The organism is Embleya sp. NPDC050154, assembly GCF_044460165.1.
Lineage (GTDB): Bacteria > Actinomycetota > Actinomycetes > Streptomycetales > Streptomycetaceae > Embleya.
On record NZ_JBITJP010000033.1, the window covers coordinates 53,065 to 69,626 of the forward strand.

Genomic DNA, 16,562 nt, shown 5'->3' on the forward strand with positions numbered 1-16,562 from the left:
CGGGTCGGACGACGGCTCCGGTTCTCGAAGGCGCCTTTGCGCTCCATGGACACGGCATACGTCCACCGGGGGTGTCGACGCGCGCCGGCGCCGGCCGCAGGGCGGCCGTGACTCACGTTGCTTCGGGTCGGGCGCGCAGGGGTTGATTCCTGGGCGGGCGTACGAGCGTCGCGTCGGTCGGCGTCGCGACGCTCCGCCGGCCGGCCTGCGGAAGGGCCGGCCGTCGGGCGTCGGACGAGTCCGGACTGTCTCGGACGGCGAATGCTCTGGCCGGACATCGCCGAGACAGCGAGCGTTCCCTGCGAGCCGCGAGGGCGGCCGACGAGGGAGGTCGTCATGACACAACAAATGCGGCGCGTTCCGGCCCGGGACGGGGCGGGCGACGCGCCTGCGGGCCGTTCGGAGCGGGCGGCCACGACGGCCACGACGTCCGTGCGGGGTACGGGGGCCGGGCAGATCCCGGCTTCGGAGCGCACCGTCGCGGTGGGCCGGGTCCGACCCGCGCGTCGTCCCGCCGCCGGCTCGACGCCTCAATCCGCGGCGGGACGGGGCGAGTCGCGATCGGCCGACCGCGCGAAGACCGACACCCCGCCGGCGGGAACGGCCATCGCCGACGCGTCGCCCGCCCCGGGCCGTACGAGGACCATCGCCGGCGGGCGGCGCAGGCACTCGACGGCGCCCGCGAGGGACGCCTGGCGGGCTGCGGCCCGCAAGCGCGGCGGCCTGCTGGTGGTACTGCTGTGCGCGCTCGTCATCGGCGTATTCGCGCTCGTGTCGCCCAGGCCGAGCGCGAGCGAACCCGCCGCGTCGCCCGACCTCGTCGTGGACGTACCGACCTCGGAAGACACGGACGCGCCCCACACGCCGTCCGAGCCCGCCGCCACGGCACCGACGACCACTGCCGCACCGACGACGGCGGCCCCCACGAACACCGCCGCTCCGCAGGACGGCAAGCCCGCGAACGGCAAGCCCGCGAACGGCACCCCGGGCGCCGACGCGTCCACCCCGACCGCGAAGCCGCCGGCCCCGGACACCCCCGCCAATTCCGCGACCGCCCCCGGCATCGCGGCGGGCGAACCCGACCCGACGGGCCCCGCCTCCGCGACTGAGCCGACCCCCGCAGCCGAACCCGTCGAGCCGGCGGCCGAGCGGGAGGTCGTCCTGCGGTGGGGCGACACGCTCTGGCAATTGGCCGTGGACCACAACACGACGGTGGCGGCGCTCCAGGCGTCGAATGGACTCGGCAACTCCACCCTCATCTACGCCGGCGCCACCCTGCGCGTGCCTGGATCCACGGCGCTCAGGTCCACGGCGCACACGTCCACGGAACCCACCGCGACGACAACACCGGCCGCGACGAAGGCCGACGTCGACACCGCCGGCGATGCCGACGTCTCCCAGGCCTCAGTCCCCGACACGCGTGGTACCACCGACCCCCGCAAGCCCGGTCCGGCCGCGCACGCGTCCGGCGCGGACGCTGCTGTGGCCTACGCCAAGGCCCAGGTCGGCAAGCCGTACCGGTGGGGCGCGACGGGCCCCGGCGCGTTCGACTGCTCGGGCCTGGTGATGCGAGCCTGGGCCGCAGCAGGGGTGCAACTCCCGCGCACCACCTGGGACATGGCCCGATCTGGTACCTCGACCACCCGCCGGGCTCTCGTCCCCGGCGACCTGGTGATCACCAACGGCGGCGGCCACGTGCAGCTGTACATCGGGAACGGAAAGGTCGTTCATTCCCCCGGCAATGGTAAAACCGTCACCGTCGCCACCCTCGCCTCGGCGTCCCGGGTCGTCGCGTACCGCCACATCACCGCTGCCCGTCGCTGACAACTCCCACGTCGCGTGTCACACCCCCTGGCCCGACCGGCGCACCCTTCGACAACCGATGCAACCGCGCCGCGGCACCGAACAGACCTGAGGGAGCCCGGCGGCGCGAACGTCGAAGTGCTCTTCGCAGCGGCGGCGAGTCATCCTCCCGAGAGGGAGGACCGCAGGTCACGGTCCGAACGCGATCGCCACGGACGGCAGCTTCAAGACGCGGGCGTGCTCGAGGTGATCCGCAGCCGCGATCTGCTCCGCCTGATGATGGCTTGGGCGGAGCGCGTACCGCTGCCGCCGGCGACCGGCGTCGCGCCGTGGCCGGCCCCGGCAGCGGCCGTCGAGTTCGTGCTCCTGCAGATCGGTGCGATTGTCGTGCACTTAACCGGTGACCGACGGATGCGCGTGTGTGCGGCCCGGCCGGGCCGGGGCCGACTTCATCGATGATGGTGCCCGGCCACATCCCGAACGATTCACTCCGAAGGCACTTCCACTGCCGGTCCGCGAGGCTCCTGCCTCGCGGACCGGCAGTGTCATGCACCGGGACAAGCCGTGACAGATGTCGAGAAGGACTTGTCCGCCCGCCGTCCGTTCATGAGAATGACCGCTGTTTCGGTCCGTGAACGGGCCGCCACGGGGGACAGGGACGGTCGACCACGGTGACGAATACCCAACCGGGTCCGGACTCGGCGCGCACGCCAGCAGAGTTCGTGACCGCGATGCGGCAGTTACGGCAATGGACGAACCTGAGTTACCGAGCGCTGGAGCGAAGAGCCCAGGGGTTCGGGGCGAGCCTGCCCAGGGCAACGCTCGCCGGCGTACTGAACCGCCAGGATTTGCCGCGCGAGGAACTCCTCGCGGTGTTCGTACGCGCCTGCGGCGGCGACGCCGCCACGGTCGAGAAGTGGACACTGGCGCGCAAGCGCCTGGCTGTCGACCTCGAAGGCCTCGTCGTGTCGGGAATGGACCCCGACCGGCAGGAGTCCGCAGCCGATCCCGACGACGACCCCGCGCACGACGACGAACCGGCCGCACCGACGGACACAAAGCCCCCGGACGACGACCAGACCGCGCCGACCCTTGCTCCCGGCCCCGCCACCGAAGGAAGCGACACCCCGGCCCCCGGCCCCGGCCCCGGCGCCGAAGGCAACGACGGCGGCGGCATCCCGGTCTCCGATACGGGCCAGGCACACGAAGGCGACGAACTCCCGCACACTCCGGCCGAGGACGACGCCCCGTCCCCGATTGCCGACACGCCGCCCGCCGAGGACGCGCCCACGGGCTCGCGCCGGTCGTCGAAGCGGCGGATCCTGTCGGGTATCTCGCGGCGCCGTCGGCTCACCGTGACCGTGGCCACCGTGCTGCTGCTCGCCGCGGGAACGACCGGGATCGGTATCCTGCGCGACTCCGACGACGCCCGCCCGACGCCGCCGGGATCGGCCCCCGCGAACTCGCCCCGTCCGCACAGCGCTGAGCCCACCACGGTGGATACCCCGATCGCCGCCGTGAGTCCCGTCGCGGACGACACACCCGCGTCCCGGCCGTCGGCGAACAGCACCCCACCTGCGGCCGGCGCACCCAAGAGCACGCCACCGGCCCCGCCCGCACCGCGCACCACGATCACGGTGCCCCGCCGGGACGAGTACACGCCCCCGCCCTGGCCCCGGGCCACCTCGCAGCAACCCGCCTTCACCTGGCCGCCGTACAGGACCGAACCGGCCGACCCCTTCCCGGAGGAGACCTGCCACGACGTGACCAACGACTGCCTGTAGCGGGCGCTCAAACCCGATTTGCGCACACAAGCCCCACCCGGCCACCCGGCGAAACAACGCCCACCACGGCCCGACGTCGACCCGGCGAGGCGCTTTGTCATGCCCCGGAACGAGCATGGGCATTCGCCGAACATCGTCTCCGGTACGCCCCTGTCACCCCGCCGGCACGTGAACGAGCGGCACGGCCATCGCACACCGACCCGCACCGTCGTCGCCACGGGACCGAACCCACCTCCGTGAGCGTCGGCGCGGCCGAGGCGCCCACCCCGGCGCAACACGAACCACACGGCGCGGCGTCCCGGATGCCTGATATCCCGTCGAGGCGGCGCAACACCACGAACTCGCCGACCGACACCGACTCGGACACCGGCGTGACGTACGTCCCCACCCTCGGACAGGGCCTCCGACCAGGCCGGACAGAGCCGGACTGTCCCACACGCCCACAGCCCTTGTCGCAGCCGCGACGGACGGGAAATCTCGGCTCGGACGGCGTCGACGGCCGGCCTCACATCCCGAGAACGGGACAGGCCCCGCGCCGCACCGTCGACAGCCCCGGCCGGGCGACATCCGATCCCCACGACGGCGACGGCGACGTCACGACATCGCCGCGCCTCCATCCTGGAGAATTATCATGGCGACCCGCACAACGCACCTGCGTCTTACGCTGGTCCTGGCACTGACGTTGATCGTCCTCGCCGGACTCTTCACCGCAGCCGACGCCTCATCCTCTTCCTCCTCGTCGTCCCGCAAGGCGTCCTCGAGCACGTCCGCCAAGAAGCCCGCAGCGGACGGAAAGCCCTGCGCCGGCAAGCGCGAGGCCAAGAACCCGAAATTCATCGGCACCCACACCGTCTGGCCCGACGAACCGAACTGGTCCGCCTCGAGTTGGGCTCCCATCGCGGTCAAGCTCGACAAGAGCGTCTCCCTCGCCAACAAGGTCGGCGGCACCCTGGGCGTCAGCCACGAGGGCATCAGCGCCACCGTCGGCTTCGACGTCACCAAGACCTGGACCGACACCATCAGCGCCACCCTGCCCCTGAAGGGCAAGAAGGGCCACTACGTCCTGCGCGGCGGCGCCGCCTACAAGGACTACCGATTCGACGTCTACGAACAACGCGGCCACCTGCGTCTGTTCGGCGGCATCAACGGCACCCTCACCTGCCAGGTCGAGACCCGCGTGAAGGTCGGTACCAGCACCGCGTCCAGGTTCTGGCGCTACGACTTCAAGCACAACAAGGTCTCCAAGTAGCCCCGGGCTCGACCGGAGCAATTCGACCAACCTGAGTCAACCTCCCCAACCGCCGCCGGAGAACGTGCTCTCCGGCGGCGGTTGGGCTTCACCAGCCCATCGGTGAACATTTCACCTGCCCATCGGCGAAACAACAGGGCCGTCTCCCGCGACCAGGACCACCGAACCGGCGCCGGAAGCACCACTGCTCAGCCTCGACCTCCGCAGCGAATACGACTTCCACGGACCCACGCCCCCGGCCCGACCCACGCTGTACCCGCAACCGCAACCGCAACCGCAACCGCAACCGCAACCGCAACCGCAACCGCAACCGCAACCGCAACCGCAGCCGCACGCGCACCCGCACCCCGAGCCCACCGAGCCGCGTCGCACCCGAGACGGTGAACGACCGCCACCACGCGACCGTACGCGGCCCACCCGAAAGAGAACCTCCCCCGGGCCCCTGCTGCCGGCGTCGCCTCGTACGCGCACGCACGGAACGGCACACCGCACATACCGCGACGCGACACGCATACCGGGATCCGCCCGAACCCGGCGCATTCGGACCGATCGCGCCCGCATACCGCCAGGGTTTACCCGGTTCTCCTGCGCTCGTTGGATGCCGAGTGTGTGGCCGGGCGCCTAGCGTGCCGTGGCCGGGACCGTTCGCGTACAGGGTGGCGAATGGTGCCCGGTGCCGAACGAGTCCGTGATTTCCTGGAGTTCAGTGTGTCCGAAGCCCGGCGCGACGTACCCGACCCGCCCCGACCCGCACACGCCTCGCCGCCTCCCGCGGCTCCGCCCACTCCGACGTTCCCGCCCTTTCCGCCTCCGGCCGGGCCGGGGGAGGTCGGTGCCAGGGAGCGCTCCGGCGCGTTTGCGGGTGGTCCGGTCAGATGGGTCGCGCTGGTCGCGGCGGGCATCGTATCGACCGTGGTCGCCGCCTTGTTGATCAACGGCACGGACGGGGGCGGCGGACACGATCGCAAGGCGTTCCAGGACCCCGCCGGAGCGGGACCACCCGCGGCCGCGGAGCAACAGCCGATGCCACCGTTGCCGTCGATCGACACCACGGGCCGTAAGCCGACGGCGAGCGCGAAGTCGGTTCGCACGGCCGACGTTCGGCCCTCGGCGCCGCCCGCGCCCGGGAAGGACGGCAGGTTCACGGCTCGGCCCGACGACCCGACGACGTGGCCGGACGCGTGCGACATCGTCACCGCCACCGACGTCCGGGAGGTCTTTCCCGATGTGCGCGGCGTCGAAGTCGTCGGCACGGCCGACGCCCGCGGATTCCTCAAGAGCAAGGGGCCCGCGCTGCGCAGCACGACCTGCAAACTCACGCTGGACACGCCTCGGGTGATCGACGCGTACAGCACGATCAGCCTGACCGTGGACATCGTGTCGATCGCCACCGGCGCCGAGATGACCCACGACTGGGACTTCACCGCCTCGGGCCCGCGCCGGCTCGCCGACTACCGGGAACTGCCGCCCTCGGCAGGCGCGGATGCCGGCTACAGCGCGCAGGGCGGCGTGCAGTTCCGCAAGGACGAGTTCATCATCCGGATCACCCCTCTGGGCCACCTGTCCACGCCGGACGGCTACCCCCAACGCGGCTGGGCAGCCGACCTGTTGCCGCGGCTTGTTCCCAAGGCCACCGCCCGCCTGTGACCGACCGGCGGCGACGGCGGGCGTGGCGACGGACCGGGTGGGTGCACCCGCCCGGGCAGGCTCCGTGCCCGCCGCCCCACTCGACCGAAGAGCACCTTGGTGACTCGGCGGGTGGTCCGTGCGGCGACCGGTGGCGTCGGTCATCGCCCACGCGGCGCAGGCCACACCTGCGGTGAACCGTTCGACGTCGCGGATGGCGAGGCCCGTGGGCGTACACGCGGCGGCCGGCTCCACGGTCGGCAGTCGGAAATCGCAAGTCGGCGTCGCCATCGGAGTCCTCGGGGCCACGTCCCACAGGTGTCCCATCTCCGCGGCGGAACAGCAGATCAGGAGCCTTGTGAGTGTCCCGTCCCCGGAGCGGGACGACGACGGTATTGCCTCCCGCCGCCGCAGCCGGAGACGTTGGGTGTGCAGATCACACGATGTGGTCGGGGGAGCACACCACCCGCTGAACGGTGTGAGAGATGCGAGGAGTAGATGAGTCGGCGAAGGAAGCTTGCGGGCGGTGTCGCGGTTATGGCGATGGCCTTCGGCGGAGTCGTCTTCACGGGCGGCCCGGCCAGCGCCTCCGGGTGCACGTGGGCGCCTTGTGGTCGAGCGGTGAACGACACGGCGAGCGACAAGATGCGTTACACCCTCAAGCTGGACACCGGCGGGGACCATCGGTGCAACGTATGGAACTTCCCCGGTGGGCAACGCACCGTGAGCTGTCAGCAGCAGGATCTGAACCCCGGCAAATCGGTGGGCGGGTGGCTATGGGACAAGAAGGATGTCGATGCCTTCACCTTTCCCGACACCGGATATCACGTGTCCTTCTACGGTGGCGCGCAGACGTACCACATCCGGGGAATGTGGACGAAGATCTCGAGCAGCGACACCGTCAGGTGCTTCGACACGTCCGCGTACAAGACGCCCTACTGTCATGTCGCGCTGGCCCCCTGAGCCGCACCAGGCGAGCCCGGCGGAGACGGAGCTGCGACTTCCTCCACGTGGTCGTGTCGGCGAACCTCCGCGTGCTGTCAGTCGACTCGCCGGGCGAGCACCTGTCCGGGCCATGCGTCGGACATGAAGCGATCGGTGGGGGTGAAACCGTTGCGCTCGTAGTACGCGACCAGTTCGCCCTCGCCGCCCGCCCAGCAGTCGACCCGCAGCAGCTTCACGCCGGCCCGCCGGGTCTCGTCCGCGGCATGGGCCAACAGCGTCGACCCGATGCCGTGGCCGGCGTGCCGTCGGTCGGAGACCAGTAGCCGGACGTAGCGCTCGGGTTCCTCGGCCGGCGCGATCGGCACCAAGGGGTTGGGCCCCGTGTCCAACACCAGGGCGCCGACGAGTACCCCGTCCAACTCCGCGATGTGCGGGTCGTGGTCGGTCATGTACCGCTCGACCCGCGCCACCCCGCCGGGTTTCTGAGAGTACGGTGTCGTGCCCCACTGCTCGGTGTTGCCGCGCTCGTTCATCCAGGCCACTGCGGCGTCGAGCATGTCCAGCACGGCTGGTGCGTCGGCCAGGCTGCCCGGTCGGATCCGTATGCCATGAGTGGTGTCGTTCACGGCGGAAGTCTAGACAGCGTCGGCGGATCGGAGCCGAAGCCATGAACCCGAAACGATGAACCCGAAGCCATGCACCCGCTGCGCTGCGCCGCGCCGAGCAAGACCGGACCTCGACGGTGACGTCCATCATCGACGCGGGCGCGTAGCGGGCGTGGGCGGTCGCGATCTCCTCGCACGAAGCGGTGAAGTTGCTGGGCCGCGCGCCGTACGCTTGGTCGCCGACAGGAATGGTCGGGTCGCGACAGAGGCGTAGATGGGTGCCTGCGGGAGGCGTTGTGGAACTCCTCCGCGCCGCCGACGTGATCGGGGTGGGAATGGCTAAGCAGGATCGCGACGACCGGGCGTCCGGTCCTCCGCACCTGCTCAATGGCGTGCCTGGCGTCGGTCATGGTGCGCAGTGTGTGGATACGAGCTCCGGGCTCAGGAGGGGGGCGGGCCGTGGCGTTCGAGCGTGACGCGTTGCCCGTCATGGCGACCGGCCGGCACTGCTCGTTGATCGCGGCCGCATGAACCCGTCCCATTCGTGGGCCGTTTACGCAGGTCGGTGCGGGGATGCACGCCCAGGCCGAGGCGGGACGCCGTTGTTCTCCCCACCGGGTCTGCGGGCCGCCACAGTTGATCCCACCGGGCCGTCGGGGGCTCGTCCGTGGGCGGCTCCGGCACGTGTCGGCACGGTCGAACGGGGAATCGCGGCGCCCGCGAAGGTGCATGGGAGGAGGCACTGTGGCTCGACGACGATCGGTCGGTACCCAAGACGCCGATGTGCACGGTGAAGTACTTCACCCAGTGCCGTATCAGGCGACGTCCGTCCTGACGTGACGTTACACGCCATCCGGATTGCCCCTCGGATCGCGCGTCGGCCGCGAGCTGTGTCCGTGGCGGAACGCATGCGGGTGGGGTGTCCGTGTGCTCTGCGCCGTCCCGCCGGCTCGCTGTCGATGGTTCGGAAGAAGGGCGCGATTCTTTCCGGGGCTCCCCGGAACCGTGGGTGCGCGGGGTGGTGACCACCGGAGCCGTAGTCCGGCCGGCGAGCCGCTGGGTCCTGCCCGGCGGATCATGTGGCTCGTTCAGCGTCGCCGCGTCGGTTGGTTGGCATGGTCATGGGGCGGGGAGACGTAACGAATGAGTTTCGCGCGGGGCCTAGGCTCGCGGACATGACGACACCCTCCGAGGACTGCTACTCCTGCCGGCAGGACGCCTCGTACGACACCCTCCCGCCTCGCGAACGGATTGCCTCCGACGTGCTGTGGAGGGTGGCGCATTCGGTCGGCACGAGTCTGCCGGGTTGGTTGGTCCTGGTCCCCCGGCGGCATGTGACCTCGATCGCGAACCTGACCGATGACGAAGCCGCCGGTTTGGGTCTGTGGCAGGTCCGCCTGGCGCGGGCGCTGCACGAGACGACCGGCTGCGCCAAGACCTACGTGGCGCAGTTCGCCGAGAAGCCGGGATTCGAGCACGTCCACTTCCATATGGTTCCCCGAATGGCGGACCTGGCACCCGAGCTGCGTGGCCCCAAGGTGTTCACCCTGTTGCACCCGACCGAGGCCGTGCGGGTGTCGACCGTGGAGATGGATCGGGTGGCCCTCGCGATACGCAAGTGCCTCGGACAGGACCACGGCCGCGTTCACGACCCCCGGATCGGCTGACCTCCTCCCGGTCGATCCCGCCGGTACTGTCCGGTTCCGGCTCTGAAGGTCGTGTCCGCCTCGGCAGGAACGGGCAAGGCTGGTGATGCCACGGCGGTCGGTGAGGCGGCTCAATCCCCAGCGACCGTGAGTACGATCTTGCCCTGAACGTGCCCTCGGGCGGCGCGTTCGTGCGCTGCTCGGGCATCCGCGCGCGCGAATGTGCTGTCGATCGCGACGCGGACCGTGCCCGCGTCGAGCAAGCGACCCGGTTCGAACGAGCACCTCGCCCGGCCCCGGAACGGGAATCGGCACCTCGTCGTAGCGCAGAACCTCGGGGCCACCGTGCTCATGGATCCGGATCGCCCTCATCGTGTGTCGGCATCGTCTTCTCCTTCTCCTGCCCGGGCTGCGGTATAGGGCTATCCGGATCAGTGATCCATATAAGTGGCCCACTGATCCGAACATGTGAACGCGCCACCCGGCAGAACTGCTGCGCGTGGCCGCCACCGACGACTGCCCCTTCCACCCCAGGCCTTCCGTCTCCGGGGCCCGTTGGGTGCTGCCGCGTCTGGTCGGCGAGGTTGCGTACGCCGCCATCACCCGCGCGGGACTGCTCCGACACCCTCGTGGCATCGCCTGCGCCTCGACCTCGCCCCGGACGACGTCGCCCGACCGCGGACCGGGCGACGTTCCCCGCAGATCGGGCCACACTCGAAAGATGGAGATCATCGAGGCGCACGGCTACCTCGCCGTGCCGGGTCTGGGTGACGTGGAGTTCGACGTCGACCTGTACGACTGGCCGCCGGCCGAGCATGTCGGTCCGGTCGCGTGGAGCGCGGTGATCGCCGAGGGCCCGGAGCTCGCGGTCGGCACCAAGGGCGAACTGCACGTCGACGGCGAGAACACCGAGATCGGCCACCCGTTCACGGTCATCATGAACGCCGGCCGCGTCACCCGGATCCGCGGCTGCGAGAACACCTGAGGCTCAGTCGAGGCCCGCTTCGGCGCGCAGCTCGGCGATCTCAAGGTGCGCGGCCGCGAGATCGGCGGCCATCCGTCGCGTGCCCTCGGCTACACCCGCGTCCCACATCCGACGTACGAGTTGCTCGGCGGCGGCCTGGTCCAGGCCGGTCGCCACCATCACGCGTTGGGTCAGGGTCACGATCGGATGCTCGTCCATGTCTCCAGAACATCCCGCCGGCTCGTACTCCGCACGGCGAGGACACTCGTCACGCCGCAGCCTTGACGACAACGGGAGCGCGGCGCCGGAACAGGGCTTCACCATCACCACGGCAGGCGAACGCCGCCGCGTTCCCCTCGACTTCGACGACCTGAGTGCGACCGGACCCAGCGTCCCCGAGTACGCGGTCCGATCGCACCCCTGGTCAGGGCGTCGCACCCGGGCGACGCTCGTTACCTCGTCGCCCGACGGGTCCGCGAGAACCGCGACGCTCTCCCGACCTGGAACGCGAAACGCCCCAAGAGCCCCGAGGCTCCCGAGTGGGACGGCCCGATCTCCATCCACCCGGACGGCTCCGTCCTGGCCATGCGCCTGCTTCCGGAGGCGCCCCGACGCTGAACACGCCTCGGTGCGAGACCGCAGATCGCGTCCGTTCGCGGCGGGCCGTTCGTGGTCGCGGTCGAACATCTCGTCCGGCCCGAGGAGTGTCGACGGCGGGCTCCACGTGCATAACTCCAGTTCTCATCACTGGAGTTATGACGGGTGCCGGGGTTCCCGTCTCCGGTGGAGGTTCGGTCCGTCCGCCGGAGGAGGACAGCGGCCGAATCCCTATCCTGCGGGCGCGACGCCACACCGCCTCTTTGCGGGCTTGCGAGCATCGAGGACGCTGGGGCGACCGGCCGGGCGGGTGTCAGGATCCGTTGTAGAGGCGGTCGAGGTCGACGAGTTGGAGGTCGGGGTTGTCGGTGGCGGCGGTGTGCAGGTCGTCGGTGAAGCCGTCGCCGCTGAAGCAGAGCAGGCGGGTGTGGGTGGCGTCGACGCCGTCGCGGGCGGCGAGGAGTTCGCGGATGCGTTCGAGGCGGGCCAGGTGGGCTCGGCCCATCCGCGCCTTCCACTTGGCCTCGCCGATGGCCAGGAGGGTTTCGCGGCCGTGGTCGTCGCGGCCGAAGACGGCGACGTCGACCTCGAGGCCGTTCTTGGCGGCGGGGTCGGGGATGGTGCCGGACTGCACGCGGACGCGGTGGCCGCCGAGGGTGTCGGGCGAGGCGTACCAGCGGGTCCAGGCGCGGCAGACCTGTTCGAAATGGGGGCCGACGACCTTGCTGAGGAAGGTGGCCTGGGAGCGGGCCCATACGTCCGCGGCGTGACCGGGACGCTCCAGGTCGCTCCACTCGGGGCGCATGACCGCGTGGTGGAAGGACACGATGGGCTCGGCGATGCGGTACGCGGAGCGTTTGCCGTGGAAGGCGTCGGGGTCGCGGATGATCATCCCGGTGTCCTCCAGGACCGCGAGGGCGTGACCCAGGTCGGTGGACTTGCGCGCGAGGTAGCTCGCGATGCCGCCTCGGGTGTGGTTGCCGTCGGCGATCGCGGACAGGACGCCGTGGTAGAGGGCGGTGTCGCGCAGGTCGGGTTCCTCGGCGAGGAGGAAGCGGGCCTCGCGGAAGAGCGGGCGTCCGGGGTTGAGGACGTTGCGCTGTACCCAGGGGCCGAAGTCGTCGAGGTCGGCGGGTGCGTCGCCGAGGGTGAACTCGCGGGCGTAGGCGGGGGTTCCGCCGACGACGGAGTTGACGAGGAGCGCCAGGGTGGGGTCGTCGATGTCCCAGAAGCGTGCGGCGAGCCGGTAGTCGAGGGTGGGTACGACCAATTCGAGGCTCGCGCGGCCGCGCAACGGGGCGGTCCCGGTGAGCAGGTTGCCCATGAGCGAGAGTGCCGAGCCGCACAGCAGCAGCCGGATCGGGGCGCCGCCGCGGCGCGCGTTGGGTCCGAGCGCGCGTTGCAGGAGCGAGGGCAGTTCGGGGGACGCCTTCGCGAGGAAGGGGAATTCGTCGATGACCACGGGCATGGGCCTGCCGTCGGGGACGGGGATGGCCATCAGGGTCTCGACGGCCTCCTCCCAGTGCGCGAACCGGTACGGGATCGGCTGACCGGTGTGGCGCGCGAGGGCCGATCCGAACTGGCGCAGCGACTCGGCCTCGGTGGCCTCGGTGGCGGAGAAGTAGAAGCCGCCCGTCTCGCGGCACAGCGCGTCCAGAAGGAACGTCTTGCCCTGGCGGCGCCGCCCGGAGACCACGCCGAGCGTGGCCTCGCGTCCGGGATAGGCGGCGAAGCGCACGAGCTCGGACCACTCGAAGTCCCGGTCGAACATGTCGGACGGCTTGTGCACGATCCCACCCGGACGTCGGCAATGATGAACGTATCTATTATAACTGTGGTTATCAATGGTTTGCCGACCGTGCGTGCGTGTTGTGCGTGCAAAGAAGCGGGGCGGCGGTGTCGGCACGGCGGCCCGGTCGAGCCGCTCCCTGTTCGTCCCGGGCGACGGCTCAAGCGCCCCGACCGCGACGACGCACGGCCACCGACGCGGGACCACCATCGGTCGCGGGCGGGGATCGCCGTCGTGAATGCCGCTCAATGGGTCCGCACCGGATAGACGTGGACGATCATCTCTACGGCCACCAGTGCCCAGCGGTCGCCGATCGCGGCGATCGGTGATCCCGTCGGTGGACCATCGTCGGGCGCCGGTCGCGAGGTCGTAGGCCGTCACCTTTCCCGAGGCGTCGGCCTGGGGGCCGCTCTGGTCGGCGACCAGCACCGTGTCGCCGAGCAGGAAGGGCGCTCCGCTGCAGGCCGGGTCGGCACCGCGATTCTGGTCCCCCACGGCAACCCCCGGCGCATCCGCGCCCTTTCCGACCGTTGCGGGCTCAAGCGGGCGATCATCCACGGCACGATCCAGGCCGGCCCGCGGTGACTATCAGCGCATCGTGGCCCGATGGCAACTGTCGGCTGGCGTTGTCTCGAAGGTGACGGTGAACGACGGCTGATCCGGGTGCTGGGGTGGGCGGCCGGCCCCCGATCGGTGGGGAACCGATCGGCGGCCCGTGCGTCCACGAGGTGATGCGCGATCGGCCCGGCAATCACCGCAGGGCCGGAGCGGAACGCCGGGGCAGGGGGACCATGGGCAGCGGGGGCAGCGGGGGCAGCGGGGGCAGCGGGGGCAGCCGTGGCGTGGGCGGTCGGGCCGGGATGATGTGGTGTTCGGTCGCGCTGACGGTGGCCGGGACGACGGCGTTCGTCCGGTTCGTGAACGTGGCGGAGGCGCGGTGCCTCTACGAGCCGGTGCCCGTGCGTGAGTGGACGCTGCTCTTGGCCGCGCTGACGTGTGGTGCGCTCGGGCTGTTGCTTTTCCACCTCGGCTGGATTCGAGCTCTGCGAACCCGTTCCGACCGCGGTCGCCGCGGTCTCGCCTTCGCGCTCGCCCTCGTCTTCAGCCTCCCCACCTACCTCCTGATCCCGGGCGAGTTGCACCTGATCGGCGAGCTTCGCGACAAGCACGGGGTTGGGGAGGTGTCGGACTGCTTCGGCCGAGCTGCCGCGGTCGTCGAACCGCCGGGTACGAGCGGTGGTGCGTCGCGCAGTGGGGACCTGCCGTTCTCCGGCTGCCCCGATTGAGCCCGAGACCGAACGAGGCGGGTGCGGCCGCGGGCGACGCCGATGCGCCCGGTCCAGGAGTGCGCCGCGGGTCAGCCGCGCCCGGCCGCCGACCTGCCGTCCGGGACGTCCGGGACGTCCGCCTGCGTGATGCGTCTGGTGAGGGTACGCCAGGGGCGGCAGGCGACCACGGGCAGCCCGTGCTGCGCGGCCCGGTCGGCGAGCCACCGGGAGTAGCGCACGCCGACCTCGGCCCGCTGTGTCTGGCTGCCGAGTTCCGGCTCGCGGTCGGCGTAGTTGGCGACAACCTGTGCGACGTCGTCCTCGTGCAGGAACACCGCCCGTACGCCGCGCCCGGCGGCGGCACCCGCGCGGATCGCCCGGGCGGCGGCGGCCGGGGTGATGTAGTCGCCTTCCACGACGGCCGGTACGGGGACGGTCAGCCGATTGCCGACGACGCCGACGACGGCGGGTTCCATCGCGATGGCGGTGGCGATCTGGAGTTGCAACTCCCGGTCGGGACTCGGCGGCGCGGAGTCGGGAAGCCGATCGAAGTGGTGCAGGCCGGGATGGGTCTCCGCGTCGGTGATGGCCTGAACCGCGCCGACCACGTCGTCGAACTCCACGATGAACGCGCCCTGCTCCCGGGCCAGTTCGGCCGCCGCCCGACTTTTACCCAGACCCGAGGCGCCGCCGAGGAGCAGGATGTCCCACCGCGTGTCGATCATCGATCGACGGTATCGCAGCCCGTCGGATCGATGTCGCGCCCACCCCGCCACGACCGAGGCGCCGGTCCGTCGCCGCTGCGGTGCGTACCGCGGTGACAGCTGTCGTCGCGCCATGATGATCGCGCGACGGGCGGACCGGGCGGACCGGGCGGACCGGGCGGAACGGGCGGGCCGCGAGCGCGCCGGTGCGGCGCGGCAGGGGCAGGACGTTTTCGAGAGAGCCGGAGTACATGGTCACGGCGTCGACGCGGCTGGACGACGTCGAGCCGTTCTGAGCGTTGCAGCCTGCCCAAACACCGGTACAGGGAAGAAGTCCGCATCTCATCCGTCCCGGGACAAGGGGTTCGACCAGCCTGTTCCCGGGCCGCCGAACGCTCCGGCGTGGACGTGTGCATGACCGGCCACTCTCCCGGCGCGGTCTGATCACCACCGGCCGCAAGAAGCGGAAGAAGCCCGAGAAGCTACGGAAGCAGGTCGGACACGGCGCGAACAGCCCGGTGTTCTGGTCCTGCGTGGAGGAGGGCGAGATGTGGGGGGACCCTGCCGCCACCGAAGGCATCGGGCTGTAGGCGCAGGGCCCGCCCCTGTGGACCGGGCGCGTTCGTGGCGGGTTGGATGCGGCCATGGAAGTTATTCTCACGGCCGCCGTCGCCGTCGTCGGGACCCTGCTGGGTGCCGCAGCCACTCACCTCTTCGCGTTGCGGGAGCGCAGACGCAGTGCGCAGGTCGAGCAATCCGATCGGTTGCGGGCCGAGCGTCTCGCGGTGTGCGCCGAACTCGCGGAGTTGCTCACGCACTTCCGCGGGGTCCAGCGCGCACGTCGCGTGCTCGAGGTCGGGGCCGGCAACGCCGCCGAACTCGCCGAACTCAAGGCCGAGGCCGACCGGACCCGGACCAGCAGTCGCGGTGCCATCTTCCGACTGCGTCTGCTCGGGGCCGACCCCGGTCTCGTCGCGCTGGCCACCGACGCCCGCGAAAAGGCGATCGACACGCACAAACCCGATGCCGACGGCCGTCGGCGTATCGAGGACGCCCGAGCCGCGGTCGATGCCTTCGTCGAGGAGGCGGCACGCCGTCTCGTCGCGTAGGCGCGGAACTTGCCTACGCGTTCTCGCGACCTCGCGTGGTGGCGCGCCCGGTTGTCGCGTCGAATGAGGGGAGGTTATCCGACACGATGCGGACGGCGGCGCGCCACCGTCCGCATCGTCCTTCGACCACACCGTCCGGGTGACGCTGCCAGTAGCTCGCTGCCGCGCCGCGTCCCGCATCATCCGGTGCCGACGGGGCCCCGTGCACCGCACCGTAACCGCACACGGTGCGGCAAACGGGGGCGCCCGTCGTGCACCTTCGTTTCGCTCCGTCACGCTCCTCGGGGAAGGGGCTCCCCCTGCCGCACCGCGTATTCACCCACCAACCGTTCCATGGCCTCCAGCAGGTCCCGGTGAACCTGTCGATGCCGTCGTTCGGCTCCGGAACGCCGTCCTCCACGCACCGGATCCTGCGCAGCGCAGACGACAACGTCGTGGACACGGACTCGAGTTCGGCCAGGACCTCAGGCGAG

16 protein-coding genes and 2 pseudogenes are annotated in these 16,562 nt (G+C 70.9%); 12 read left to right on the forward strand and 6 right to left on the reverse strand.

Annotated features, from left to right (window positions below; all coding sequences use genetic code 11):
* Positions 1-336: 336 nt before the first annotated feature.
* The 6 genes from ACIBSV_RS43755 (at position 337) to ACIBSV_RS43780 (ending at position 7,425) form a co-directional block, all read left to right on the forward strand.
* On the forward strand, positions 337-1,824 hold the full coding sequence (locus tag ACIBSV_RS43755; RefSeq protein ID WP_395873068.1) for an NlpC/P60 family protein: 1,488 nt from the start codon (positions 337-339) through the stop codon (positions 1,822-1,824).
* Between the two features lie 216 nt (positions 1,825-2,040).
* Complete coding sequence (locus ACIBSV_RS43760) at positions 2,041-2,262, forward strand: hypothetical protein (RefSeq protein WP_395873069.1); 222 nt, start codon at positions 2,041-2,043, stop codon at positions 2,260-2,262.
* A 263-nt stretch (positions 2,263-2,525) separates the two neighbouring features.
* A complete protein-coding gene (locus ACIBSV_RS43765) occupies positions 2,526-3,587 on the forward strand; it encodes a hypothetical protein (RefSeq protein ID WP_395873070.1) in 1,062 nt (353 codons plus the stop codon).
* Positions 3,588-4,218: 631 nt separating this feature from the next.
* Positions 4,219-4,836: a hypothetical protein gene (locus tag ACIBSV_RS43770; protein ID WP_395873071.1), complete on the forward strand. Its 618-nt coding sequence runs from the start codon at positions 4,219-4,221 to the stop codon at positions 4,834-4,836.
* 912 nt (positions 4,837-5,748) lie between these two features.
* Positions 5,749-6,483, forward strand: coding sequence for a hypothetical protein (locus tag ACIBSV_RS43775; RefSeq protein ID WP_395873072.1), 735 nt, complete (start codon positions 5,749-5,751; stop codon positions 6,481-6,483).
* A 477-nt stretch (positions 6,484-6,960) separates the two neighbouring features.
* Entirely contained in the window at positions 6,961-7,425 is a 465-nt protein-coding gene (locus tag ACIBSV_RS43780) for a hypothetical protein (RefSeq protein ID WP_395873073.1), read from the forward strand.
* A gap of 77 nt (positions 7,426-7,502) precedes the next feature.
* Here the strand turns inward: ACIBSV_RS43780 and ACIBSV_RS43785 are convergent, their stop codons facing one another.
* On the reverse strand, positions 7,503-8,033 hold the full coding sequence (locus ACIBSV_RS43785; protein ID WP_395873074.1) for a GNAT family N-acetyltransferase: 531 nt from the start codon (positions 8,031-8,033) through the stop codon (positions 7,503-7,505).
* Positions 8,030-8,743: an MBL fold metallo-hydrolase gene (locus tag ACIBSV_RS43790; protein WP_395873075.1), complete on the reverse strand. Its 714-nt coding sequence runs from the start codon at positions 8,741-8,743 to the stop codon at positions 8,030-8,032. The genes ACIBSV_RS43785 and ACIBSV_RS43790 overlap by 4 nt, the downstream gene beginning before the upstream one ends.
* Before the next feature lie 444 nt (positions 8,744-9,187).
* Between ACIBSV_RS43790 and ACIBSV_RS43795 the strand changes: the two genes are divergently transcribed.
* Positions 9,188-9,679, forward strand: coding sequence for an HIT family protein (locus tag ACIBSV_RS43795; protein ID WP_395873076.1), 492 nt, complete (start codon positions 9,188-9,190; stop codon positions 9,677-9,679).
* Between the two features lie 110 nt (positions 9,680-9,789).
* Here the strand turns inward: ACIBSV_RS43795 and ACIBSV_RS43800 are convergent.
* Positions 9,790-9,933, reverse strand: a pseudogene (locus ACIBSV_RS43800) (zinc-binding dehydrogenase); the annotation flags it as partial.
* 209 nt (positions 9,934-10,142) lie between these two features.
* Between ACIBSV_RS43800 and ACIBSV_RS43805 the strand changes: the two are divergent.
* Both ACIBSV_RS43805 and ACIBSV_RS43810 read left to right on the forward strand, forming a co-directional pair.
* A pseudogene (locus ACIBSV_RS43805) lies at positions 10,143-10,429 on the forward strand (hypothetical protein); the annotation flags it as partial.
* Positions 10,380-10,643 carry a hypothetical protein gene (locus tag ACIBSV_RS43810; RefSeq protein WP_395873077.1) on the forward strand — a complete coding sequence of 88 codons (264 nt, stop codon included), beginning with the start codon at positions 10,380-10,382 and terminating at the stop codon, positions 10,641-10,643. The pseudogene ACIBSV_RS43805 and the gene ACIBSV_RS43810, both read left to right, overlap by 50 nt.
* A 3-nt stretch (positions 10,644-10,646) precedes the next feature.
* Here the strand turns inward: ACIBSV_RS43810 and ACIBSV_RS43815 are convergent, their stop codons facing one another.
* Together ACIBSV_RS43815 and ACIBSV_RS43820 are read right to left on the reverse strand one after the other, a co-directional pair.
* Complete coding sequence (locus tag ACIBSV_RS43815; RefSeq protein WP_395873078.1) at positions 10,647-10,841, reverse strand: hypothetical protein; 195 nt, start codon at positions 10,839-10,841, stop codon at positions 10,647-10,649.
* A 691-nt stretch (positions 10,842-11,532) separates the two neighbouring features.
* Positions 11,533-13,008 (reverse strand): ATP-binding protein, encoded by a 1,476-nt coding sequence (locus ACIBSV_RS43820; protein ID WP_395873079.1) that lies wholly within the window; start codon positions 13,006-13,008, stop codon positions 11,533-11,535.
* Positions 13,009-13,850: 842 nt separating this feature from the next.
* Between ACIBSV_RS43820 and ACIBSV_RS43825 the strand changes: the two genes are divergently transcribed.
* Positions 13,851-14,294, forward strand: coding sequence for a hypothetical protein (locus ACIBSV_RS43825; protein ID WP_395873080.1), 444 nt, complete (start codon positions 13,851-13,853; stop codon positions 14,292-14,294).
* A gap of 71 nt (positions 14,295-14,365) precedes the next feature.
* On the opposite strand, the gene ACIBSV_RS43830 is transcribed toward ACIBSV_RS43825, so the two are convergent.
* Positions 14,366-15,001 (reverse strand): hypothetical protein, encoded by a 636-nt coding sequence (locus tag ACIBSV_RS43830; RefSeq protein WP_395873081.1) that lies wholly within the window; start codon positions 14,999-15,001, stop codon positions 14,366-14,368.
* 389 nt (positions 15,002-15,390) lie between these two features.
* On the opposite strand from ACIBSV_RS43830, the gene ACIBSV_RS43835 reads away from it, so the two are divergent.
* The gene (locus ACIBSV_RS43835; RefSeq protein WP_395873082.1) at positions 15,391-15,570 is read left to right on the forward strand and encodes a hypothetical protein; all 180 of its coding nucleotides are present in this window, start codon (positions 15,391-15,393) and stop codon (positions 15,568-15,570) included.
* A gap of 54 nt (positions 15,571-15,624) precedes the next feature.
* A complete protein-coding gene (locus ACIBSV_RS43840) occupies positions 15,625-16,089 on the forward strand; it encodes a hypothetical protein (RefSeq protein ID WP_395873083.1) in 465 nt (154 codons plus the stop codon).
* The last annotated feature ends 473 nt before the right edge of the window (positions 16,090-16,562 follow it).